The 23,324-nt window shown below is 66.9% G+C and carries 21 protein-coding genes and 1 pseudogene; 8 read left to right on the plus strand and 14 right to left on the minus strand.

Annotated features, from left to right (window positions below):
- Positions 1 to 75: 75 nt before the first annotated feature.
- The 8 genes and pseudogenes from METRZ18153_RS0104870 to METRZ18153_RS0104905 form a co-directional block, all read right to left on the minus strand.
- The gene (locus tag METRZ18153_RS0104870) at positions 76 to 1,251 is read right to left on the minus strand and encodes a DesA family fatty acid desaturase (RefSeq protein ID WP_020163666.1); all 1,176 of its coding nucleotides are present in this window, start codon (positions 1,249 to 1,251) and stop codon (positions 76 to 78) included.
- A gap of 75 nt (positions 1,252 to 1,326) precedes the next feature.
- Positions 1,327 to 2,628, minus strand: coding sequence for a mechanosensitive ion channel family protein (locus METRZ18153_RS0104875; protein ID WP_020163667.1), 1,302 nt, complete (start codon positions 2,626 to 2,628; stop codon positions 1,327 to 1,329).
- Positions 2,625 to 3,215 carry a phospholipase D family nuclease gene (locus tag METRZ18153_RS0104880; protein ID WP_020163668.1) on the minus strand — a complete coding sequence of 197 codons (591 nt, stop codon included), beginning with the start codon at positions 3,213 to 3,215 and terminating at the stop codon, positions 2,625 to 2,627. Before METRZ18153_RS0104880 ends, METRZ18153_RS0104875 begins: the two co-directional genes overlap by 4 nt.
- A complete protein-coding gene (locus tag METRZ18153_RS0104885) occupies positions 3,205 to 4,497 on the minus strand; it encodes an RsmB/NOP family class I SAM-dependent RNA methyltransferase (RefSeq protein ID WP_020163669.1) in 1,293 nt (430 codons plus the stop codon). The genes METRZ18153_RS0104880 and METRZ18153_RS0104885 overlap by 11 nt, the downstream gene beginning before the upstream one ends.
- Positions 4,494 to 4,799 carry a DUF3108 domain-containing protein gene (locus tag METRZ18153_RS21070; protein WP_020163670.1) on the minus strand — a complete coding sequence of 102 codons (306 nt, stop codon included), beginning with the start codon at positions 4,797 to 4,799 and terminating at the stop codon, positions 4,494 to 4,496. Before METRZ18153_RS21070 ends, METRZ18153_RS0104885 begins: the two co-directional genes overlap by 4 nt.
- A 64-nt stretch (positions 4,800 to 4,863) precedes the next feature.
- Positions 4,864 to 5,676, minus strand: a pseudogene (locus METRZ18153_RS20350) (DUF3108 domain-containing protein); the annotation flags it as partial.
- Positions 5,669 to 6,310 carry a phosphoribosylglycinamide formyltransferase gene (gene purN, locus METRZ18153_RS0104900; RefSeq protein ID WP_020163672.1) on the minus strand — a complete coding sequence of 214 codons (642 nt, stop codon included), beginning with the start codon at positions 6,308 to 6,310 and terminating at the stop codon, positions 5,669 to 5,671. The gene purN and the pseudogene METRZ18153_RS20350, both read right to left, overlap by 8 nt.
- A 66-nt stretch (positions 6,311 to 6,376) precedes the next feature.
- The gene (locus tag METRZ18153_RS0104905) at positions 6,377 to 6,994 is read right to left on the minus strand and encodes a hypothetical protein (RefSeq protein ID WP_232415970.1); all 618 of its coding nucleotides are present in this window, start codon (positions 6,992 to 6,994) and stop codon (positions 6,377 to 6,379) included.
- Between the two features lie 211 nt (positions 6,995 to 7,205).
- On the opposite strand from METRZ18153_RS0104905, the gene METRZ18153_RS0104910 reads away from it, so the two are divergent.
- Entirely contained in the window at positions 7,206 to 7,733 is a 528-nt protein-coding gene (locus tag METRZ18153_RS0104910; protein ID WP_020163674.1) for a hypothetical protein, read from the plus strand.
- Here the strand turns inward: METRZ18153_RS0104910 and METRZ18153_RS0104915 are convergent.
- Positions 7,654 to 8,310, minus strand: coding sequence for a DedA family protein (locus tag METRZ18153_RS0104915; RefSeq protein WP_020163675.1), 657 nt, complete (start codon positions 8,308 to 8,310; stop codon positions 7,654 to 7,656). The genes METRZ18153_RS0104910 and METRZ18153_RS0104915 overlap by 80 nt on opposite strands.
- Before the next feature lie 89 nt (positions 8,311 to 8,399).
- Here METRZ18153_RS0104915 and mutL point away from each other — a divergent pair, with 89 nt between their 5' ends.
- Positions 8,400 to 10,151 (plus strand): DNA mismatch repair endonuclease MutL, encoded by a 1,752-nt coding sequence (mutL, locus tag METRZ18153_RS0104920; protein WP_029143554.1) that lies wholly within the window; start codon positions 8,400 to 8,402, stop codon positions 10,149 to 10,151.
- Between the two features lies 1 nt (position 10,152).
- Positions 10,153 to 11,094 (plus strand): tRNA (adenosine(37)-N6)-dimethylallyltransferase MiaA, encoded by a 942-nt coding sequence (miaA, locus tag METRZ18153_RS0104925; protein WP_043363764.1) that lies wholly within the window; start codon positions 10,153 to 10,155, stop codon positions 11,092 to 11,094.
- Between the two features lie 201 nt (positions 11,095 to 11,295).
- On the opposite strand, the gene fnr is transcribed toward miaA, so the two are convergent.
- Positions 11,296 to 12,030 (minus strand): fumarate/nitrate reduction transcriptional regulator Fnr, encoded by a 735-nt coding sequence (gene fnr / locus METRZ18153_RS0104930; protein WP_019919345.1) that lies wholly within the window; start codon positions 12,028 to 12,030, stop codon positions 11,296 to 11,298.
- A gap of 70 nt (positions 12,031 to 12,100) precedes the next feature.
- On the opposite strand from fnr, the gene hemN reads away from it, so the two are divergent.
- The 4 genes from hemN (at position 12,101) to METRZ18153_RS0104950 (ending at position 16,301) form a co-directional block, all read left to right on the plus strand.
- Complete coding sequence (gene hemN / locus METRZ18153_RS0104935; protein WP_020163678.1) at positions 12,101 to 13,486, plus strand: oxygen-independent coproporphyrinogen III oxidase; 1,386 nt, start codon at positions 12,101 to 12,103, stop codon at positions 13,484 to 13,486.
- A 45-nt stretch (positions 13,487 to 13,531) separates the two neighbouring features.
- Positions 13,532 to 14,257, plus strand: coding sequence for a sulfite exporter TauE/SafE family protein (locus METRZ18153_RS0104940; RefSeq protein ID WP_029143555.1), 726 nt, complete (start codon positions 13,532 to 13,534; stop codon positions 14,255 to 14,257).
- Between the two features lie 31 nt (positions 14,258 to 14,288).
- A complete protein-coding gene (locus METRZ18153_RS0104945) occupies positions 14,289 to 14,714 on the plus strand; it encodes a universal stress protein (RefSeq protein ID WP_020163680.1) in 426 nt (141 codons plus the stop codon).
- A 132-nt stretch (positions 14,715 to 14,846) separates the two neighbouring features.
- On the plus strand, positions 14,847 to 16,301 hold the full coding sequence (locus METRZ18153_RS0104950) for an HDOD domain-containing protein (protein WP_020163681.1): 1,455 nt from the start codon (positions 14,847 to 14,849) through the stop codon (positions 16,299 to 16,301).
- Between the two features lies 1 nt (position 16,302).
- Here the strand turns inward: METRZ18153_RS0104950 and METRZ18153_RS0104955 are convergent, their stop codons facing one another.
- From METRZ18153_RS0104955 to METRZ18153_RS0104970, 4 genes are read right to left on the minus strand one after another with little or no spacing between them, the layout of a single operon-like run.
- On the minus strand, positions 16,303 to 17,118 hold the full coding sequence (locus tag METRZ18153_RS0104955) for an FxDxF family PEP-CTERM protein (RefSeq protein WP_020163682.1): 816 nt from the start codon (positions 17,116 to 17,118) through the stop codon (positions 16,303 to 16,305).
- Between the two features lie 29 nt (positions 17,119 to 17,147).
- A complete protein-coding gene (locus METRZ18153_RS0104960) occupies positions 17,148 to 19,043 on the minus strand; it encodes a bifunctional metallophosphatase/5'-nucleotidase (RefSeq protein ID WP_020163683.1) in 1,896 nt (631 codons plus the stop codon).
- Positions 19,044 to 19,069: 26 nt separating this feature from the next.
- On the minus strand, positions 19,070 to 20,245 hold the full coding sequence (locus tag METRZ18153_RS0104965) for an esterase-like activity of phytase family protein (RefSeq protein ID WP_020163684.1): 1,176 nt from the start codon (positions 20,243 to 20,245) through the stop codon (positions 19,070 to 19,072).
- 58 nt (positions 20,246 to 20,303) lie between these two features.
- On the minus strand, positions 20,304 to 21,647 hold the full coding sequence (locus METRZ18153_RS0104970) for an esterase-like activity of phytase family protein (protein WP_029143556.1): 1,344 nt from the start codon (positions 21,645 to 21,647) through the stop codon (positions 20,304 to 20,306).
- 316 nt (positions 21,648 to 21,963) lie between these two features.
- Here METRZ18153_RS0104970 and argJ point away from each other — a divergent pair, with 316 nt between their 5' ends.
- Positions 21,964 to 23,205 carry a bifunctional glutamate N-acetyltransferase/amino-acid acetyltransferase ArgJ gene (gene argJ / locus METRZ18153_RS0104975; protein ID WP_020163686.1) on the plus strand — a complete coding sequence of 414 codons (1,242 nt, stop codon included), beginning with the start codon at positions 21,964 to 21,966 and terminating at the stop codon, positions 23,203 to 23,205.
- Positions 23,206 to 23,324: the final 119 nt, after the last annotated feature.

Here is a 23,324-nt window from a genome sequence, read left to right on the forward strand (position 1 = left end):
GCCCATTTGGTTTGATCCAAGTAAAAAGCCGGAAGTGCGACGCACTTCCGGCTTCCAGGGTGCAGCGAATGCGTATCAGATCGCGTAAGACTTGAGACGCATCGAGAAGTCCTGCAGTTGCTTGATGCCGCTGGCTTCGGCGCGCGCACACCAGTCCTGCAACTGCTTCAGCAGCTGCTCGCTCGACGCGGTTGAGCGTGCCCACAGTGCGGTCAGTTCCTGGCGCATCGTGTGCACCGTTTCCAGACGGCTGCTGTGCGACAGCATCGAGGCCATTTCGGCGTCGTCGCTGGTCGGTTGCGCGTTCTCGCTGCGGTTCAGCCAGCGCTTGAAGCGCTGGTAGCGTTCGCCGTCGGCCAGTGCGGCGTTCGACGCGCGCAGCTTCTCGACTTCCTCGGCGTAGATCGAGCGCAGCGACTTCATGTAGCGCGTCATCACGTCGTAGCGGTGCGTGATGATGGCTTCCAGCGTCTGCGTGTCGACCACGTTGCGCGCTTCGAAACGCGGCTGCGGAATGGTCTTCTTGGCCTTGGCCAGACCGAGGATTTCGAGGATGCGGATGTACATCCAGCCGATGTCGAATTCGTACCACTTCGACGACAGCTTTGCCGAGGTCGCAAACGAGTGGTGGTTGTTGTGCAGTTCTTCGCCGCCAATGATGATGCCCCAAGGCACCAGATTGGTTGCCGCGTCGTTGCAGTCGTAGTTGCGGTAGCCGATGTAGTGGCCCAGACCATTGACGACGCCAGCCGCCCAGATCGGGATCCAGGCCATCTGCACGGCCCAGATCGTCAGGCCGAGCGGGCCGAACAGCAGCACGTTGATGACGAGCATCAGCTTGATGCCCAGCGCCGAGCGACCGGTGTACAGATTGCGCTCCAGCCAGTCGTCCGGCGTGCCATGACCGTAGCGGCTCATGGTTTCCTTGTTCTTCGCTTCGGCGCGGTACAGCTCGGCGCCTTCGAACAGCACCTTCTTGATGCCGAGGACCTGCGGGCTGTGCGGATCTTCGGGCGTCTCGCACTTGGCGTGGTGCTTGCGGTGGATGGCTGCCCATTCCTTGGTGACCATGCCGGTCGTCAGCCACAGCCAGAAGCGGAAGAAGTGGCTGGGAATGGCGTGCAGCTCAAGCGCACGGTGTGCCTGGTGGCGGTGCAGGAAAATCGTCACCGACGCGATGGTGATGTGGGTGAACACCAGCGCGACGACGATATAGCCCCACCAGGGCAGGTCGATAAGACCATTCAACATTCAGGATTTCCCTTGATACACGATTTGAAGATGCGGATTCTACGCGAGAGTGGCTAGCGGTCAATTTGCGCAGCGTCAAGCCTTGGCGTCACACAATGCAACATTGCCTGTGTCCCCAAGTACTCTTATTTCGCGCTGCGGGAAGGGTATTTCAATCCCCTCGGCACGGAAACGGCGCAGGATTTCGAGCTGGACCGCCGAACGGATGCCCAGCGTACCGTTCTCCGGGTCGGTAATCCATAAGCCCAGTTCCAGATTGATGCCGGAATCTCCGAAGGAATGCAGGAAGGCGCGCGGCACCGGTTCGGACAGCACGCGCTCATGCGCGCGGGCGCATTCTTCCAGTATGACCAGCGCCCGCTCGACGTCGTCGGCGTAACCGACCTGGACCGAAATCGCCACACGCACCTCGCGGTCCGACAGGCCCTCGTTCTGTACGACCGAACTGATCAGCGTTTCGTTCGGCACGATGGACTGCACGCCCGACGGGCTGCGCAGCACCGTGTAGCGGGTGGTGATCTGCTGCACCTGTCCGCGGTCAGTGCCGACCGAAATGAGGTCGCCGATGCGGATCGAGCGGTCGAGCAGGATGATGAAGCCCGACACGTAATTGGCCATGATCTTCTGCAGACCGAAGCCGAGGCCGACACCGAGCGCGCCACCGAAAACCGACAGCGCGGTCAGATCGATGCCGACCAGCGGCAGCGTGATCATCAGCGCCAGGAACATCAGCGCAACCTTCGACAGCCGCGCCAGCACGATGCGCAGATTGCTGTCCAGCGGCGCGCGCATCAGCTTGCGTTCGACCGAACCGGAGAGCCATACGGCGGCGATCAGCGTCACCAGCACCCAGGCGCCGCCCTGCATCAGTGCCCACAGTGACAGCTTCTGCTTGCCGAGCGCGACCTGCTGGCTGTCCAGCCATTCGATCACTTCCGGCAGGATGTCGAGCGCGTGCAGCACCCAGGCCGACCAGATGGTGAGGCCGATCAGCAATTCGAAGGTGCTGAGCCAGCCGGCCGGAGAGAACACCTGGCGCAGTCCGTAGACGACCAGGCGGATGACGCCCATCGCGACCAGCATGGCGATGACCAGGCGCATCAGCACCGGCGGTTGCTGCAGCATTTCGACCACGACGCGGGCAATCGACAGCAGGGCGATGCCCACGAGCGGGAACAGCAGGCGCTGCAGTCCTTCAAGCCCGAGTCGGGCGGTGGCGCCCAGTGTTTCAATGCCCGCCTGCCGGCGCTGGCGCCGGATGAGCAGGCGAGTGATCAGGCCGGCCAGCGCCAGACAGGCGGCCACCACGGCAAGCTCGATGCGCGTGCTGTTCAGCGACAGCATGTGCATCAGCGCGTCGAACGAAATTTCCGTCATTGAGCTGCCGCGTCCTTCGCCTGAGTCTGCACTACCGCGTCAGCGAAGCTCATCGATTTCGCGCGATGGCGTTTCCAGTTCTCCAGATAGGTCTGCGCCAGCGCGCGATGGCCGCTCAGCACCATCACGTTCTCCGCGTTCTCGCTCTTCGCCGAATAGCTGAAGTTGTACGAGCCGGTGACCACCACCGGTTCCTTGCCGTCCGGGTCGATGATCATCACCTTGCTGTGGGCGGCCGCGTGGTCGCCGTCCAGCCATACTTTCACGCCGTTGCCGGCGGCACGCGGCAGCGCGCTGCGCTCGTCCTTCAGCACCTTGTCGCGGTCGGCCACCACCTCGACCTTGACCCCGCGCTCGGCGGCAGCGATCAGGGTCTTGACGATGTTGCGGCTGGTCAGCGTGTAGGCCTGCACATAGACCGCCTGGCGGGCGCCGTCGATCTGGTCCATCACCAGCCGTTCGACGTCGTCCCAGGGGGCGAACGCAACCTCGACCTTGCCCTCGGCAGGCAGCGTGCGACCGGCGCTGAGCGGCATCGCCGCCAGCATCGTTGCGGCGAACAGCGCGCCGCGCAGATCACTCCTCACTCTTGTCCTCCTTCTTGTCGGCGGCGCCGCGGCGCTCCAGCACCGCCGCGTAGAAGCCGTCGGTGCCGTGCGCGTCGGGCCGCAGTTCGAGGTCGATTCCGGTGTCGAGTTCGATGCGGGCGGCGGCGAGCAGCTCATTCACCGGCACGCGGACGAAATCCGGGTGAGACGACAGAAAGTCGTCGACGACGCCGCGGTTCTCCTCGTCGAGCAGGCTGCAGGTCGCGTAGACCAGCCGGCCACCCGGCTTCACCAGTCGCGATGCACCGGCGAGGATGGCGCGCTGCTTGGCGATCAGTTCGGTCACCGCCTGCGGTGTCTGGCGCCACTTCAGATCCGGGTTGCGGCGCAGCGTGCCAAGACCGGAACAGGGGGCATCGACCAGCACGCGATCGACCTTGCCGGCCAGCCGCTTCACCTTGATGTCGGACTCGCTGTCTATCAGTACCGGGTGTACGTTGGACAGCCCGGAGCGCGCCACGCGCGGGCGCATCTTGAGCAGCCGCTTCTCCGACACGTCGAAGGCGTACAGGCGGCCGGTCGAGCGCATCATGGCGCCGATGGCCAGCGTCTTGCCGCCGGCGCCGGCGCAGAAATCGACCACCATCTCGCCGCGCTTGGGTGCCAGCAGCAGGGCCAGCAACTGGCTGCCCTCGTCCTGCACCTCGATGATGCCCTTCTCGTACAGCGGGTTCTTCGACAGCGACGGGCGCTCGTTCAGGCGCAGCGCCCACGGCGACCAGCGGCCCGGCTCGGCGACGATGCCGTTGTTGGCCAGCGTCGCCATGACCGACTCGCGGTCGGACTTCATCAGGTTGATGCGCAGGTCCAGCGGCGCCTGCTGGTTCAGCGCGCGCGCCAGCGACAGCAGCGCCGCTTCGTCCATCTGCGCCGACAGCCGCTCGATCACCCAGTCCGGCAGGTCGGTGCGCTCGCCCAGCGACAGCTCTTCCGCCTTGCTTGGCGCCAGCGTTTCCAGCCACTGTGCTTCGTTGCGCGAAACCAGCGGCGCGAGCTGCTTCAGACCCAGCCCCTCGATGCGCGCCATCGCGGCGATCAGCAGCTTGCGCGCGCCGGCGTGCTCACCGGCGATCGCGCGCAGCCAGCGCAGGCGGCGCAGCACCAGGTAGGCGTGTTCGGCGATGAAGGCGCGGTCGCGCGACTGCAGCGCGCGCTGCTCGCGGAAGTAAGCGGACAGTACGCCGTCGGCCGGGTGTTCGAAGCGCAGCAGCCGGGTCAGTACGTCGGCGGTGGCGTCTATCAGTTTCTCGTTCGGTTTCATCGCAGGAATATGGGAATGTCTGAATCGGTCTGGCGTTGGTCGGACGCGGGTGGCGCGGCGCCGGGCGCGGCCGTGACCGGCGCGGCGACGATGCTGCGGTTTTCGTACTCGATGCGGCGCACGCGCTGGTCGTACACGTCGCCCTTGCGGTCGGTGAAACGGATGCGTACCGGCAGCCAGCGCAGGTCGGGCGCCAGCCACACTTCGATCTGGTTGTCGCCGGGCTGGGCACGTACCTGCAGGCGCTTGACCAGCAGGCGCCCGAGCGCGGTATCGAGTCCGGTCGGCGCGTCGTCCGGCACGAACCAGCGCGGCGTATAGCGGCGGGCCGGTCGCCACGTTGAAGTCGAACTCGCCGCCTCGCTGCGCGCGCCAGATGATTTCCAGCCACAGGCTCGCCATGTCCTGCGAACCGGGCGTCAGTGTGTGCGTCGTCGTCTTCGAACCGCTGCGCAGCATAACCTGACTGGCCGTCCAGTCGAAATCGACCTGTTCGTCCGGCGGTTTGGCCTGCTTCGAATCCTGTACGAAGCGCCGCGGCTGCAGACCCTCGCTGCCGACGTCGCCCTCGCTGTACTGCTCGATGCGCAGCGGTTTGAGCAGGCCGGCCAGCCCGGTGGTTTCGGTCACCGTGTCCATCCGGTAGCGCGTGCCGTCGTGCACCCAGTGATAGCGGGTTTCGCCGATGCGCAGGCTGTCGCCCCGATAGACCTCGAATTCCAGCCTGGCCTCGCCGACCAGGGCCTGTTGTGGTGACACCTCCTGCGTATCGTCCACCGCTGCATCGCGCCCGGGCTCGTCGTTTTCATCGCGCTCGGGTTCATCCGGCGTCCGCGGCCTGTCGGACTCCGCGTCTTCAGTGTTGCCAACCTGAGGTGGTAGGTCGGCCTGCCCGTCGGACAGCGCCTCGGGGGGTGTCGGCGCCAGCTCGCGTGGCTCACGTGGCGGTCTGGGCTCGGGCTTCGGCGGTGGAGGCGGCGGCGCGGGCTCGGGTTCGGGCGCCGGCACCGGAAGGGGGGGCGGCAGCGGCGCCGGCACCAGGGCGGCACGGATGAGCAGCGATTCGTCCGGTCCGGCGCGGTGGTCGAAGCTGCTCAGTCCGCCCGCCAGCAACAGGTGCAGCAGCAGCGAAACGAGCAGCGCGAGGGCCAGTCGCGAACGGGTCAGCGGCTCAGTCATCCGCACCCGGGGCGGTCAGCGCGCCAGCGGCCGGCGTCGCTTCGTCGCGCAGTGCGGCGCGACCGTGCTGCAGCGTCAGCCTCTCTTCGAGGAACCAGCGCACCACACGCGGATAGAGCAGATGTTCCTGCGCCAGCACGCGCGCGGCCAGCGTTGCCTCGTCGTCACCGGCGAGCACCGGTACGGCGGTCTGGGCGATGATGGGGCCGCCGTCCAGTTCGCCGGTCACGAAATGCACGGTCACGCCGGCGATGCGGCAACCCGCCTCGATCGCGCGCCGGTGCGTGTGCAGGCCGGTGAAGGCGGGCAGCAGAGACGGGTGGATATTGATCATGCGGCCGGCGTAGTGCTCGACGAAACCGGGTGTCAGGATGCGCATGAAGCCGGCCAGCACCACCAGATCCGGTGCGTGGCGGTCGATTTCCTGCGCCAGCGCGTGGTCGAAGGCGGCGCGATCCGGGTGTTGCGTGTGATCGACCACCGCGGTGGCGATGCCATGTTCACGTGCGTAGGCGAGGCCGCCGGCGTCCGGGCGATTGCTGATGACGGCACGCACGTTGGCGCCCAGGCCCGCTTCGACGATGGAGCGCATATTGCTGCCGCGCCCGGAGATCAGGATGACGACGGATTTCATTCGGTTTCGGTGACGGAGGCGAAGGTCGGGTGTGAAGGCCGGATTATCGCCCAGCCGCTGTCTGCACTACCTGACCGGCAGGAAGACGGCGGTCGCCAGCGACTGCAGGATGCGGGTGACGACACGGCGATTCTTGTCGGCGACGATCTGCGCACTCATGTCCAGCCAGCCGATCATCTTGCCCATTTCGCGCTCGAAACTGAGATTGCGCATGCCGTCGATGCCGATCTCGTTCGACAGCAGGAGTGGGGCACCGAGATCATCGCGCGACTGCGCCAGCTTCCAGGCGGAGATTTCGATATTGCGCGCGCAGTTCGACAGCGCCTGCGGATCGAGTTCGTCCATGATGAACAGTTCGCTGCGGTCGGCCCAGGCGGTCTGGATCATGCCACCCATGCCAATGATGAGCGCGGCCACCCGGTCGCCGGCGAAATCCGGCGCAAAGGCCAATCGCATCACGTCGATGCCGCGACGGTTGTCGAATTCCGGCAGTCGCCAGTCGTGCTGCGCGGCGAACAGCCGGGCCATCGCCGCTTCGCGGCTGTCCAGTCCGGCGCGTCGCCACTCGCGCGGATTGCGCTTGTACAACTTGTCGGCCAGACGTTCCAGACTGGCGAATATTTCCCTGTGATGCGCTTCCAGCACCCGGTCGATGTCACTTTTAACAATCTGTTTAGGATGCATGGAATCGGCCACTGGCGCGGGTTTCTGACCAGTGCCCGAACAGCCCGTGACCAAGTTGGCTATCGCGGCGCAACACAGGGCGCGCACAATCGGCTTGCAGGCTGTCATAGCGTTCATGACCGACAGCGTACGACAACCCGGGCCATTCGTGGCGGATCGCCGCAGTTGCGGAAGACCGCCCGCGCAGGGCCCCGAAAGAGCCGAAACCGCCATGAAGATGGAACCGCTGGAAAGGGTGCGCGCACCCGGTGTGAAGGCAGGCAGCCGCCGTTTCGGCCGGCTGCTGCGCACGCTGGCGCGCGCCGAGCACGGCGGTGTCCTGATCTGCGGCGGGCAGGACGTGCAGTGCGACGCACTGGCGATGGCGCTGGCGAGGCTGCGTGACCAGCCTCTGCTGCGGGTCGAACTGGAGGCGGCCAACGACGAGCCGATCACGTCGGAACAGTGGCGCCCGTCGCTGCAGCAGGCGCGCGAACATTCGGCGCTGCTCTATCTGCACCTCGGCGACGGCGCCGACACGGTTTTCGGCCGTAGCGACCAGCGCATGGCCAGCGTACGGGCCGAGCACCTGCTGGCCGACGTGCAGCGTGCAGGTGTCGTCGTCATCGTCGCCGGTGCCGAGCGCTACTGCATCGCGCTCGAGGCCTGCTGGCCGCGCATCAGGCTGCCGGATTCGACGCGCCGGACATCTTCGACTTCACCCAGGCCACTGCCACTGGCGCAAGTGATATCGCGATGATGGCCAGGATGACCAGGGTCAGGTTCTGCTTCACCCAGGGCAGGTTGCCGAACCAGTAACCGGCCAGCGTCAGCGACACCACCCACAGCAGCGCGCCACTCACGTTGAACATCGCGAAACGCGCGTAGCGCATCCGTGCCACGCCGGCCACGAAGGGCGCGAAGGTGCGGATCAGCGGCATGAAGCGCGCGATGATGACCGTCTTTCCACCGTGCCGCTCGTAGAAAGCGTGCGTGCGGTCGAAGGCAGAGCGGTTGAAGAAGCGCGAACTTTCCCAGCGGAACACCTTGGGCCCGAACCAGGCGCCGACCGCGTAATTCACCGCGTCGCCCAGCACAGCGGCAATCACCAGCAGCACGATGAGCAGGCCGATCTGCATGCCGCCTGCCGCGGCCAGCGCGCCGGCGACGAACAGCAGCGAGTCGCCGGGCAGGAAGGGCGTCACCACCAGACCGGTTTCGCAGAACACGATGGCGAACAGGATGGCGTAGACCCAGGCGCCGTACTGCGCCACCAGTGCCGCGAGGTGGGTGTCCAGATGCAGCATCAGGTCGACGAAGGTGGTGAGCAGTTCCATGGCGAGGCCGGCTGAAATCGAGCGGCGATGATAGCGGATGCATGTTGCGGCCCGTAAAATCGCGCACCGAATACCTTCTGCGCACCGCCATGCCCTCGATTCACCTGTTGCCCGACCTGTTGATCAGCCAGATTGCCGCCGGCGAGGTGGTCGAACGGCCGGCGTCGGTGCTGAAGGAACTGCTGGAAAACAGCCTGGACGCCGGCAGTCGCGACATCCGGGTTCAGCTCGAAGCGGGCGGCGTCAAGCGTCTGCGAGTGGCCGATGACGGCTGCGGCATGCCGCCAGAGGACCTGCCTCTGGCGCTCGCCCGCCACGCAACGTCGAAGATCGCCTCGCTCGACGATCTCGAAGCGGTGGCCACCATGGGCTTTCGCGGCGAAGCGCTGGCGTCGATCGCCAGCGTTGCGCGCGTCACGCTCACCAGCCGCGAAGCGGGCAGCGCGCACGCCTGGCGCATCGACAACGGCGGTTCGCCGGAGCCGGCCGCGCTCGACGCCGGCACCGTGGTCGATGTGGCCGACCTCTACTACAACACGCCGGCGCGGCGGAAATTCCTGCGCACCGAACAGACCGAGTACGGCCATTGCGACGACGTGTTCGGCCGCATCGCGCTGTCGGTGCCGCAGGTCGCCTTCCAGCTGATGCACAACGGCCGCCTGATGCAGCGCCTGCCGGCGGGCGACATGGCAAGCCGTGTGCGTGCGCTGCTCGGCGACGAATTCATGCAGCACGCGCGCGTGGTCGAGGCCGACGCCGGCCAGATCCGCGTCAGCGGCTATGCGGCCCAGCCGGCCTTCTCGCGCTCCGGGCGTGACGCACAGTACTGTTTCGTCAATGGCCGCTTCGTGCGCGACCGCCTGCTTGCGCACGCGCTGCGCGAGGCCTACGCCGACGTGCTGCATGGCGCGCGGCACCCGGCTTACGTCGTGTTCATCGAACTCGATCCGCGCGCGGTCGACGTGAACGTGCATCCGGCCAAGACCGAAGTGCGCTTTCGCGATTCGCGTGGCGTGCATCAGTTTGTGTTCCACGCGGTCGAGCGCGCGCTGGCGCCGTCGATACAGGTTGCCGCTGCCGTCGCGCCGTCGTCGCCGTTCGAGTCCTTGCCGGAGCGTCCGCAGTGGCCGTCGCAGCAGCAGGGCATGAATGTCGAACAGCCGCTGGCGCGTTACTTCGATTTCGTCCGCCAGGACGCACCAGTCGCCGCTTCGGCTGCGCCGGTTCTGCGCCCCGATCTGCCGGCGCAGCAGAACGACGCGCCACCGCTTGGCTTCGCGCTGGCCCAGTTGCAGGGCGTGTACGTGCTGGCGCAGAACAGCGCCGGCCTGGTGCTGGTGGACATGCACGCGGCGCACGAACGCATCCTCTACGAACAGCTGAAGAAGGTGCTCGAAGGAGCGCCGGCGGTACAGCGGCTGCTGATTCCGGCCGTGCTGTCGATGAGTGCGCGCGAGGTGGCGACCGCCTTCGAATACGCCGACGTGCTGGAGAAACTCGGTTTCGACATCGGGCAGGCCGGCCCGAACGAACTGATGGTGCGCGCGGTGCCGGCGCTGCTTGCGCGTGCCGACACGGGGGCGCTGCTGCGCGCGCTGCTGGAGGAACTGCGCGAGGCGCCGGCCAGCCAAGTGGTGGAGCGCCGGCGCAACGAACTGCTGGCCACCATGGCCTGCCACGGCGCGGTACGTGCCAACCGCCTTCTTTCGCTGCCGGAGATGAACGCGCTGCTGCGTGACATGGAAGCCTGCGAGCGTGCCGACCAGTGCAACCACGGCCGGCCGACCTGGGTCCAGCTCAGCATGGCCGAACTGGACCGCCTGTTCATGCGTGGCCGCTGACATGGCACACACGCGGCCGGTGCTGGTGCTGCTCGGCCCGACCGCCAGCGGCAAGACGGCGGCGGTCGCCCGCATCGCGCGTGCGCTGCCGATCGAGCTGATCAGCGTCGATTCGGCGCTGGTGTTCCGTGACATGGACATCGGCACTGCCAAACCGTCGGCCGAAGAACAGGCGCTGTGCCCGCACCACCTGATCGACATCGTGTCGCCGGAAGAGGCCTACTCGGCGGCGCGTTTCGCAGCTGACGCCCGTCGCCTGATCGGCGATATCCAGGCACGCGGCCGCATCCCGCTGCTGGCCGGCGGCACCATGCTCTACATCAAGGCGCTGCGCGAGGGACTGTCCGACCTGCCTGACGCCGACGCCGCGCTGCGCGCCGACATCGATGCACGCGCGGCGGAGCAGGGCTGGCCTGCACTGCACGCCGAACTGGCCCGGCTCGATCCCGACGCCGCTGCCCGTCTCAAGCCGACCGACGCGCAGCGCGTCCAGCGCGCGCTCGAAATCGTCACGCTGACCGGCCGGCCGCTCGCAGAAAGTTACGCCCGACGAGAGGACGACGCGCCGCTGCCGCCGATGACCGTGCTGTCGCTCGAACCGTCGGACCGTGCCTGGCTGCATCGGCGCATCGAGCAGCGTTTCGACCAGATGCTGGAACAGGGACTGGTCGACGAACTGCGCAGGCTGCGTGCGAAGTACCGGCTCGATGCGGGCATGCCGTCGATGCGCTGCGTCGGCTATCGCCAGGTGTGGAATTTCCTGGAAGGCGAGGTCGATGCATCGACCATGCGCGACACCGGCATCTACGCGACGCGCCAGCTGGCGAAGCGGCAGATCACCTGGCTGCGCTCGATGCAGATAGACCAGCGCATCGACTGCCTGCGTGAAGATGCGGCGGATGCGGTGATGGACGCGTTCGCGCGGAGCGTCCGGACACCGTAGGCGCTGCGTCAGGTTGGCGTGTTTTGTGTGGGAACGAGCTCTGGTCGCGAAGCGGCTTGTGTGGGATGCGGGCTTCGATTCAGGCCGCTGTCTCGAGCAAGCTCGCTCCCACAAGAATCCCCGGCTCGGCGACAGGTCGGGCGCGCTTTGTGTGGGAGCGACCCTTGGTCGCGATGCTGCCTAGGCGTGCCGCGGGCCTGCTCAGCAGCGCGGACTCATCGCCCGCTTCAGGTCGTCCAGTTTGTGGATGCGGATGTTCTTGTTGCTGACCGACAGCAGACCTTCATCCTGCAGCCGGGACAGGCCGCGGCTGACGGTTTCGAGCTTGAGGCCCAGGTAGGAGCCGATTTCCTCGCGCGTCATACGCAGGTTGAACTCGGTCGCCGAATAGCCACGCGACGCGAAGCGCTGCGACAGGTTCACCAGGAAGGCGGCCAGGCGCTCTTCGGCACGCATGGTGCCGAGCAGCATCATCACCGCCTGATCACGCACGATTTCGCGGCTCATCACCTTGTGGAAGTGATGCTGCAGCGTGTCGATCTCGCGCGACAGCTCCGACAGGCGGTTGAACGGGATGACGCACACCTCGCTGTCCTCCAGCGCGCGCGCGTCACAGTTGTGCTGGCCGGAGCCGATACCGTCCAGCCCCATCAGTTCGCCCGCCATCTGGAAGCCGGTCACCTGCTCGCGGCCGTCTTCCGAGATCACCTCGGTCTTGAAGAAACCGGTGCGGATCGCGTACAGCGACTGGAAGGATTCGCCCGACAGGTAGAGCGGCATGCCGCGCGGAATCTTGCGGCGGGCACCGATCAGCGTGTCGACGCGTTCCAGCTCGTCGTCGGACAGGCCGACCGGCATGCACAGTTCGCGCAGGTTGCAGGCGGAGCAGGCGACTTGCAGTCCCTGCGGGGTGATCGGTATCGATACGCTGTTCATTGATTGCGATCAATGCACGGTGATGGCCGCGCTTGCATGATGAACATACCGCAAAGTGTGCCAATAAATCATGAATGTCGCAAAGGAACTGGTGTTCGACCCGCAGTTGATGCGTCGTTTCGACGTACCGGGGCCGCGCTACACCTCATACCCCACCGCCGACCGGTTCAATTTCTCGCACGACGCGCGCGCCCACGCTGCACGCCTCGCTGCGCGTACGGCGAGCGCCGGACCGCTGTCGATCTACGTCCATATCCCGTTCTGCGACACGATTTGCTACTACTGCGCCTGCAACAAGATCATCACCAAGGATCACGCGCGTGCGGATGCATATCTCGACACGCTGCTGCGCGAAATGGCGATGAAGGCGTCGCTGGTCAAGGGCAGCCGCGAGATCGCCCAGTTGCACCTGGGGGGTGGCACGCCGACCTTCCTGAACGACGCGCAGATGACCCGGCTGATCGAAGGCCTGCGTACCCATTTCAGGGTGTCGGACAACGCACAGTGTTCGATCGAGCTCGATCCGCGTGGCGTCACCGCGGCGCGCGTGGCGCATCTGGGCTCGCTCGGCTTCAACCGCATCAGCGTCGGTGTGCAGGATTTCGACCCGGTCGTGCAGCGGGCGGTCAATCGCATCCAGAGCGTCGAGGAGACCGAGATCGTGCTGAAGGCGGCACGCGAGAACGGTTTCGTATCAACCGGCGTGGACCTGATCTACGGCCTGCCCGGCCAGACGCTGGACAGTTTCGACGCGACGCTGGCCACGCTGATCCGGCTGGCGCCGGATCGGGTGGCGATCTATCACTACGCCCATCTGCCCAAGCAGTTCATGCCGCAGCGGCGCATCGACGAGGCCATGCTGCCCGGCCCGGAAGTGCGGCCGCAACTGCTGCGACTGGCGATCGACCGTCTGCACGAGGCGGGCTACGTGCATGTGGGCATGGATCATTTCGCCCGCCCCGACGACGAACTGGCGCAGGCGCAGCGGCACGGTCGCCTGCAGCGCAACTTCCAGGGGTATTCGACGCACGCCGGCTGCGACCTGATCGGTCTGGGCGTATCGGCCATCTCTCGCGTCGGTGCGAGCTTCGCGCAGAACCACCGCACGATAGAGAGCTGGACCCAGGCCATCGATGATGGCGAACTGCCGGTCATGCGCGGTCTGAACATGACCGCCGACGACAGCGTGCGCAGTGCCGTGATCGGTGCGCTGATGTGCCACTTCGAACTGTCGATCGAGGCGATAGAAAGTTCCTACGCCATTGATTTCAAGAAGTATTTCTCGTCCGAGCTGGATGAGCTGTCTGAGCTTGAGGAGGCCGGTCTGCTCACCATAGAGCCGGACTGGATCGCCATCACGCCGCGCGGGCGCCTGCTGGTGCGCGCGGTCTGCATGGTGTTCGACCGCTATCTGCGTCTCGACAGCGAAACGGTGCGCTACTCTAAGGTGGTGTGAGCCGGCGGTCCGACCGACCGGCTCCCGTTTTCCACCGGACCTTCAATGAACCTCGGATTGGCAGCTGTCTTCGTCGTCGGCCTGCTCGGCGGCGTGCACTGCGCCGGCATGTGCGGCGGCATCGTGTCGGCGATTTCGGCCGGCGTGCCGCAGCCGGTACGTCGCGGCTGGCGTGCCCAACTGCCTGCGCTGGCGATGCACGCCGCCTACAGCGGCGGGCGCATTGCCAGCTATTCGCTGGCCGGAGCGGTGGCCGGTGGTGTCGGCGGCGTCAGCCTGCTCGCCGGCGACGCTGCGCCGGTGCAGATGACGCTCTACGTGTTCGCCAACCTGATGATGATCGCGCTCGGTTTCTATCTGGCCGGTTATACGCGCCTGCTGGCGCCGGTCGAGGCACTGGGGCGCCCGCTGTGGGCGCGCATCCAGCCGCTGGCCCGGCGCTTCCTGCCGGCGCACACGCCGGCGCAGGCGCTCGGCGTCGGTCTGCTCTGGGGCTTCCTGCCCTGCGGCCTCGTCTACAGCATGCTCGGACTGGCGCTGCTGTCTGGGTCGCCCGGCAGTGGGGCGCTGATCATGCTGGCCTTCGGTCTGGGCACGCTGCCTAATCTGCTGCTGGCCGGCATGCTGCTGACCCGGCTGCGCGCGGCGACCCGTCATCCGGCGCTGCGACGGGTGGCCGGGCTGCTGGTGCTCGGCTTCGGCATCGTTGGTCTGGCGCGGGCATCCACGCTTGGCGACGGGCTGTGGAACGGCCTCATCTGCCATACTTAGACACCTTCCTATAACAAGTGTCGAGAACACCATGCGTATCCTCCTTGCCGTAGACGGTTCCGATCATGGCGTGCGCGCCACGGCCGAAGTGCTGCGCCTTGCCGCCATGCTGACCACTCAGCCCGAAATCCACCTGCTGTTCGTGCACGCCCCGGTACCGGGCGGCCTGCTGCAGCACCACGTCAGCCGTGAAGCGCTGAACGACTACTACCGCGAAGAAGGGCAGGACGCCGTGCGCTCGGCGCTGGAAACCCTGCGCAACGCGAAGATCGAGCCGGTGCTGCACCTGCACGTCGGCCCGCCGGCCGAAACCATCGCCCGCTACGCCGAACAGCACGACTGCGAAATGATCGTGATGGGCCGTCGTGGTCACGGCGCGCTCGCCAGCTTTGCCCTCGGCTCGGTGGCCAGCGGCGTGCTGCACCATTCCAACCGCCCGGTGCTGCTGGTCAAGTAAGCCCGGTACGGCCGGCGGCGCCTGCTCCGGCGCGCCGGCCGCTCTCACGCCGCCTCGGGTTCTGTCTCAAGAATTCGCGGTGGCGCGCCGTTAGCGGGACATGATGTCAATTTTTGTGTCCCGTACCCGTCCATGAGCGCACCCACCGCCACCGCATCCGATCCGCTCGAAGCCTGGGTGGACCGCCTGCGCAGCCAGGACATGCCCATCTTCAGCGCCACACTCGCCGCCATCGGCGAGGTCGCGGGCGACGAGGCAAGCCCGACTTCTGCGCTCGGCACCATCATCCTGCGCGACGCCGGCATGACCGCGCGCGTACTGCGGATGGCCAATTCCGTCTTCTTCCGTGGCGAAAGCCAGCGCGTCAGCACGATTTCGCGCGCCATCGTCGTGCTCGGCTTCGACACGGTGCGCAATATCGCGGTGTCGGTCGCGCTGATCGACGCCTTTCTCGCCGGCGGCGTGCGCGAGCGCGTCGCCGCCGAAATGGCGCGCTGTTTCCACGCCGCAGTGCATGCGCGGCACGCCGCGTCGGCGCGCGGCGACGCGTCACCCGAAGAAGTGTTCATCGCGACGCTGCTGTCGCACATCGGCGAAATGGCGTTCTGGTGCTTTTCCGGCGAGGTCGGGCAGAAGCTGGACAAGGCGTTGCGCCAGAGCAAGGCGCCGCCCGAGCAGGTCGAGATGGAGGTGCTGGGTTGCCGCCTGCGCACGCTGACGCAGAAACTGGCGCGTGAATGGGCCTTGCCCGGCCTCGTCGTGAACGCCTGTGCCGACGGCGTGCGGCTGGACAGTCGCGAAGCGCTGGTGGTCGCCGGATACCGTCTGGCCGTGGCGGCCGAAGGCGGCTGGGACTGCGAGCGCGCCCGGGTGGCGATGCGCGATTACGCCAAGGTGCTGCGCCAGGACGTGGCGGCACTTGCGCCGGTGGTCGCGGCGCATGCGCGCGAGGCGGCCCGCATCGCCGGCTTCTACGGTTGCGAGGACGCGGCGGCACGCATTCCGCAGCCGACACCGACATCCGGTGCTGCGCCGGCCGAGGGTGGCGACGGCGCCGAGGCCGATCCGCTGCTGCAACTGGATGTCGCGCGCCGCATGACCGCACTGATGGCGGCCCGATCGGCGAGCACCGCGGTGCTCGATCTGGCGCTAGAAGGCGCCGGCCGTGCGCTGGGTGCCGACCGCGCGGTACTCGCGCTGGTGGCGCCCAACCGTGCGCAACTGGCCGCACGCGCGACCGAAGGTCACGGTGCGCAGCAACTGATGCGCCATTTCACCTTCCTGCTCGCCGGTGCGCCGCGCGACGCGCTGACCGAACTGGTCGACCACGGCCGCGTCATCGACATCGACGCTAGCCACGTGCCGGCCCCCGGGTTGCCGTCGGTGGCCCGCCTGCGCGCTGCGCTGGGCGAGCGGCACCAGATACTGGTGCCGCTGCACGCGCAGAACCAGGTGGTCGGCGTGCTCTACATCGATCGCACACCGTCCCGGCCGCCGTTTCCGGCCGGCACCCAGGACGCGCTGCTGCATCTGGCGCAGTTGGCCGGCCTGGCGCTCGACGCTGCCGCAGCGCCGCGCCGCGGCTGACTCAGCCGCGACGGCGGCGGGCCGCTGCGCCGATCAGGCCCAGACCGGCCAGCAGCAGCGCGTATGTTTCCGGCTCGGGTACCGGCGCCAGCGTCAGCGTGCCGGCCATCAGGCCGCTTTCTTCGAAGCCCTGAACGGTGCCGACGGGGATGTCGATGGCCGCGCCCACCCAGCCCGGGCGGGTGATGTAGCTCAGCGACAGCGTGACCTCGGCGCCGACCACGGTGTCGAGGCTCAGATCGAACGCCTCCATCGAGCCATTGCCGGTGTAGCTCACCGACTGACCGCCCCAACTCGCGACCAGGCTGAAGGAGGTGTCAGGCTCGATCACCGACAGGCTGGCCGAGAACAGCGACTCGGCGGTGCCGCTGATCAGCATGCGGATGGCGCTGCCGGCGGCTTCGCCGTCCGACGCGATCTTCAGCGTCGTATCCAGCGTGACGCGCGACGATTCCACCAGTCCCTGCAGGCCTTGAATGCCATCGAACCCGAGCACCGAGGTGCCGCCGAGCGCGAAGCCGACGGCCGTGGCGTCGGTCTGCGCGTCCAACGTGACTTCGCGCACCCAGTCGTAAGTGATGGTCGAGCTGCCATCGGTCGCCGAGTCGCTGTACGCGCCGAAGCCCAGCAGCGCCTGGGGCGACGAAAGGTCATCGACCTCGGCATCGGCCGACACCGTGCCGAACACGCTGGTGGTGGCTTCGGCATAGGTATAGCCACCGACGAGGCTGGGGCCGACGATCTGGAAGTGTGCAGCCTGTGCGGACAGGCCAGTGGCGGCCAGCGCGACGGCCAGCGTGGTCTTGATCAGGTTCATTTTCTGTTCTCCGGAATCAGGGGCGGGCGTCAGTCATTCTTGGTGATGCGGTTCTGCGGGCCCGGCGCGACGCCGCTCGGGTTGGCCTGCAGATAGGCTTCGAAGGCATCGGTATCGACCGCGCCGCCGAGGCGCTGCGTGCCGTCCTTCAGCACGGCGAAGCCGTCGCCGCCGTCGGCGAGGAAGCTGTTCACCGTCACCCGGTAGCTGGCCGACGGATCGACCGCCACGCCATCCAGCGACATCGACGTGACGCGCGCATTGCAGGCGTTGCCGGCGGTGTAGGCGTAGTGGAAGCCGCGCGACACCTGCAGGATGCGCGTCGCGGTCTGGCCGTTGCAGCCGCTGAACTGCGTTTCCAGCAAGGTACGGATCTGGGCGCCGGTCAGCGTCATGGTTACCAGCGAATTGCCGAAGGGCTGCACGGTGAAGGCGTCGCCGTAGGTCACCTTGCCGTCCGGTGCGTTGAACGGCAGGTCGGCGCGTATGCCACCGGGGTTCATGAAGGTCACGGCCGCGTTGCCGGTGCCGGCATCGTCGGTCGCGTCGAGCTGGGCGTCGGCGATCACGTCGCCCAGCGCCGATTCGCCGGCCGCGTTCTGCGAGCGGCTGATCGCTGCCGTGATCGTGCCGATCACGCGCGCCTTGGGCACGGCGGACAGCGCGTCGTAGTGCGCCACCAGATCGGTCAGCGCCGCATCTTCCGCGGTCGCGGTTCCGGTGACCAGGTTGTTTGCGGCGACTTCGATCACGTCACGCGTGCGGGTATCGATGGTGAGGTCGATGTCGCTCAGGTTGCGCGCGTACTGGCCGGCGGACGTCACCCGCACCGGCTGGCCGGCGCTGTTGTTGATCAGGCAGTTGTATGCGGCATGGGTGTGACCGGACACCACCAGGTCAACCTCGGGGTCGAGCCGGTTGACGATGTCGACGATGGGGCCGGAGGCGCCGGTGCAACCATTGATGCCGCCGGACGCAAAGCCGCCTTCGTGGATCAGTACGACGATGGATTCGATGCCCTGCGCCTTCAGTTTCGGAATCAGCGCATTGACGGTGTCGGCCTCGTCCTTGAACTGCAGGCCGGCCACGCCCGAAGGCGACACGATGCTCGGTGTGCCTTCCAGCGTCATGCCGATGAAGGCCACCTTGTTGCCGAGGAAGTCCTTCACGCCGTAACCGGGGAACACGGTGCTGCCGGTGGCGGTGTCATGCACGTTGGCGGCGAGGAAGCGGAATTTCGCGCCGGCGAATTCGCCGCCCTTCAGATCCTCGTTCATGCCCAGGCCGGAGTAGGCGTCGGTCGGGTGGTTGCCGCCGTGCTGCATGCGCAGCAGTTCGTCCTTGCCTTCGTCGAACTCGTGGTTGCCGACCGCATTGAAGTCGATGCCGATGCGGTTCATCGCCTCGATCGTCGGCTCGTCCTTGAACAGCGCCGAGGTCAGCGGGCTGGCGCCTATCATGTCGCCGGCCGATACCACGGCGTGCAGCGGGTTCTGCGCCTTCAGTTCCTTGATGCGGGTCGAGAAGCGGGTGACGCCCGGGTTGCTGCTCGAACCTTCGAACGGCTTGATGTAGCCGTGGAAGTCGTTGAAGGCGATCAGCTTCACCTTCAGCGTGGTGCCGATCTGCGAGTTGCGTGCGGCGATCAGCAGGCGTGCGCGTTCGACCGCACTGATCCTGCCGGCCTTCTGCTGTGCCAGCGTGACCGACGATACGTGGGCGATGAAGGCGGCCTGATTGCCCCACGGGTCCTCGTCGCGGATCTGACCATCGACGGTGGTGCAGCTCGCGTCCAGCACACGGTCCGGCACACCGCTGTCGGTGCTGCCGAAGAGCACATTGCTGCTGTAGCTGCCCGGTACGCAGGCGAACGCCGCCTGACTCAGTGCGCCGGCGATGGCCAGTGCGAGGAATTTGATGCGCATGGTGATGTTCTCCAGGGAGTAAGGGGTCAGCGCCGCGCGTGGCGACGGGCCAGCGACAGCAGACCAAGGCCGGCCAGCAGCAGCGCGTACGTTGCCGGCTCGGGTACCGGCGCGATTTCAAGTGCGATGAACTGCGTGCTCTGCGTGGCGCTGAAGTTGTTGTCGGCGGCCAGCACCAGCGTGCGGTTGCCGTTGGCCAGCGTCTTGCCCCAGCTGATGGCTTCGATGTTGTCGAGCGTGATGCCTTCGAAAGTGATCGGCATTTCCAGCAGCAGCGTGCGGCGCATCGGCGTGTAGTCGGCGCCGGTCAGGCTGGCGATGCCGCTCACGTCGGTAGTGTCGGCGGTGATCTCGGCCAGCGTCAGGCGGATGGTGTTGCCGACGCCGAAGGCGAAGGCGCGCTCGATCGCGATGAACTGCGTGTCGGAAATCGCCAGCAGTTCGGGCAGGCCGTTGTCCGGGCCGAAGGGCGCACCCGGAACCGCGTCGACCGGGATCGGCGGCAGTTCGTACGCATATTGCACGCCGGCCGCACCGCTCACCGGGTCGAGCGCGGTCAGGCGTACCACGCTGCCGTTGCTGATCGACGTGAGCGGGCCGTCCTGCACCAGCGCGTCTTCGTTGGCGGTGTAGATCGTGCCGTTCGGCGTCACCGTGAGCGCTTCGAACAGCTTGTTGTTGCGCCCACCGGTGCTCGCGTTGTCGACGTAGTTGTACATGGCGGGTGTGGCGAATTCGCGTACGAACACGCCCGAGGTCGTCATCTCGCGGACGAAGGGCTGGTAACGGCTGGCGGCGTTCGCGTTCCAGTTGCCCTCCGACGACCAGTACAGATTGCCGTTCGGTGCGACGCGTATGCCTTCCGGGTCCACCGTGCGGGCGTTCGACGGGAAGGTCGTGCCGTCCGGACGCTGCATATAGGTCTGGCTGTTGATGGCGACGCCGTTGAAGCCGGCGGCGTCGTAGTCCAGCGACAGGTTGTAGAAGCGCGGCGTGCCGCGCTCGCCGCCGCGGTCATCGGCGATCGCCCAGTAAGTGCCGTCGGCGGCGCGGTCGAGGCCGGAGATGCCGCCGAATTCGACACCCTGGAACAGCGTGCCGGTGGGCAGCGAGGTTGCACCGATCACGCGCAGCGAGAAGTCGGCCGCCTGTGCGGCGCCGACCGAGAGGGCCACAGCGGTGGCCAGAAGCAGTTTCTTCATGATGGATTCCGGAGGGAATGACGAACCGACCCCGTCATTGCGGGGCCGGCGCGAAGGATCAGCGGCGGCGCTTCGCGGCCAGGCCGATCAGGCCGAGGCCGGCCAGCATCAGCGCGTAGGTTTCCGGCTCCGGTACCGGGTTGGCCAGGCTGATCTTCAGGAACTCGGTGTGGTCGGAACCGAAGTCGCGGCCGCCGGTGCCCGGGTAGTTGTTGTCGTTGATCACCAGCAGCGTGTTGGCGTCGAGGATGAGCACGTCCTCGATGGTCACGTAGGGGAAGGTGAAGCTGGTGAGGCCGTCGCCGTTCAGGTCGTCCGGGTCGGCGATGTTCATCAGGTCGACCAGTTCGGTCTTGGTGACGAAGCCGCCGTCGGCGACACCGGTGGTGTCGGCGATGAAGATCTTCTTGAACGGCGTGCCGCTGGTGGCGGTGCCGCCGTTGCGCTCGATCACCAGGAAGCGGTGGTCGTCGATGGCGGTCATGTCGCCGATCGCGGTGCCTTCGGCTTCGAGCTGGTACAGGTAGTCGACGCCGGTATAGCTTTCACTGTCGATGCTGAATTCATTGATGCGCAGGCTCTTCGCCGGGTCGCCGGCCACCGTCTTTTCGAGCAGCGTGTAGAGCTTGTCGCCGCTGGCGTTGATGGCCATGCCCTCGAAACCGCCCGAGCCGCCGAGGTTGCTCGTGACCGAACCGTTCAGCACCGCCTCGTGCTGCGGCGCGAACACGCCGGGCAGCGCGATCTCGCGGCGCTGGACCACGCCGGTGGCGTCGGTCTTCACCAGATAGGGACCGAACTCGTCGCCGAACCACAGATTGCCGTTCTTGTCCTGACGCACCGACTCGACGTCGAGGTCGGCGCCGGTGAGCAGGCGACCGGCCTTGATCGACGGATCGACCAGCGGGTTGGCGGCGTTGTTGTAGTAGTGCGTGTAGTCGGCCTGGACCTTGATGCTCAGCAGGTTCTTCGGGTCACTCAGCGTGATCCGGCTGGCCGCGTTGAAAGCGGGCAGCGAGGCGCCGGTATTCCAGTTGGCGGCGGACACGGTGCCGCTGCCGCCCAGCGCGGTGCGGAAATCGACATTCACCGCGTAGCTGCGCAGCAGCGTGTCGGCCGAATTGCCCTGTGCCCCGAAGCCGTTGTCGGTGATGACGCGGAAGCTGCCGTTGGCGCCGGCCAACACGCCGGAGAAGCCCTGCACCGGCTGCATGTCGACCAGCGGCAGCGGATTGCCGCCGGCACCTGCGCCGGCAAACTGACCCGAGGTCGGGCCGTCGGAGAAGGTGTTGGCCGGCATCACCGCCCAGCCGGACAGCGTGTTCTGCGCGGCGTTGGCCGAGGTGGCGGCAAAGGCGGCCGCCACCGCCAGTACCAGCGTGAGTTGCGTGCGTGCGTTCATGTCGTGTCTCCCACAGGTTTCGTGCCGGCGGAGCGCCGGGAACGCGCCGACCATAGGGAGAGGTCTTTTCAATGCCATGAAGGGCGGGTGAGCCGTTCGGCCCATGCCGCCGGCAGATCCGCGCCGGGCCGGGGTGTGCGTAGCGAGGTGGGCGTGCCCGCGCAGCCTTGCCGCAGCCGCCCGCGCAAGCGCCAGATGACGGCCGTGTGACGGAATGCGTTTCTTCCTGTTACGCGACGGACTGTTTGCACGGTCCGGCAGGCGCTGCGGCCTGCATGTAAACTCCGCGCTTTACCTCCCGCGAACCGAGCCTGCCATGCCCGTGAACTACCAGACGCCCCCCGCCGAAACCATCCTGCCGGTCGCCGGCGTCCGTCTTGGCATCGCCCAGGCCGGCATCCGCAAGGCCAACCGGCGCGACCTGTGCCTGATTTCGCTGCTGCCGGGCGCGCGCGTGGCCGGTGTGTTCACGGTGAACCGCTTCTGTGCCGCGCCGGTGCAGGTGTGCCGCGATCACCTGTCGCGCAGCGACATCCGCGCGCTGGTCATCAACACCGGCATCGCCAATGCCGGCACCGGCGAACCGGGTCTGGTCGCCGCCCACGCCACCTGCGTGGCGGTCGCCCGCGCGCTCGAACTGGCGCCGGAACAGGTGCTGCCCTTCTCGACCGGCGTCATCATGGAGCCGCTGCCGGTGGACCGCATCGAGCGCGGCATCCCGGCCTGCATGGACGATCTCGACGAGGCCAACTGGTACGAGGCGGCACACGCCATCATGACCACGGACACCATCGCCAAGGCCGGCTCGCGCACGCTCACCCTCGACGGCCGCAAGATCACGATCACCGGCATCAGCAAGGGCGCCGGCATGATCAAGCCGAACATGGCCACCATGCTCGGCTTCATCGCCACCGACGCGGCGGTGTCGCAGGCTGCGCTGGAAGACATGGTGAAGCACGCCGCCGATCGCTCGTTCAACTGCGTCACCGTCGATGGCGACACCTCGACCAACGACTCCTTCATGCTCATCGCCTCTGGCACGGCCGGCAACGCCGAAATCACGTCGCTCGACAGCGCCGACGGCCGCGCGCTGGCCGACGCCGTCACTTCGCTGGCAGCCGAACTGGCGCAGGCCATCGTGCGCGACGGCGAAGGCGCGACCAAGTTCATCACCATCGAGATCGAAGGCGGCCATGACGTGCCGGAGTGCAAGGCGGTCGGCTACGCGATCGCGCACTCGCCGCTGGTCAAAACCGCCTTCTTCGCCTCCGACCCCAACCTCGGCCGCATCCTGGCCGCGGTCGGCAACGCCGCGCAGACGCACCCGTCGCTGGCTGATCTCGACACGTCGAAAGTGAGTCTGTGGATAGGCGACTTCCTCGTGTCGAAGGACGGCGGACGCAATCCGGACTACAAGGAAGAGCAGGGCGCGGCCGCGATGGCGCCGGCCGAGATCACGATCCGCGTCGCGCTAGGCCGCGGTGACGCCCGCGCCACCTGCTGGACCTGCGACTTCAGCTACGACTACGTGAAGATCAACGCGGACTACCGCAGCTGAGCGCATCGACGCGCGGAGCCCCCAGCCCGGCGCTGCGCGCCACCCCTCCCGCATCAGCGGGAGAGGGACCGAAGGTGAGGGCCGAGGCCGTTCCCCGAGAGCAGCCCGGCCGATTCACC

It is taken from the genome of Methyloversatilis discipulorum, from assembly GCF_000385375.1.
GTDB classification, from domain to species: domain Bacteria; phylum Pseudomonadota; class Gammaproteobacteria; order Burkholderiales; family Rhodocyclaceae; genus Methyloversatilis; species Methyloversatilis discipulorum_A.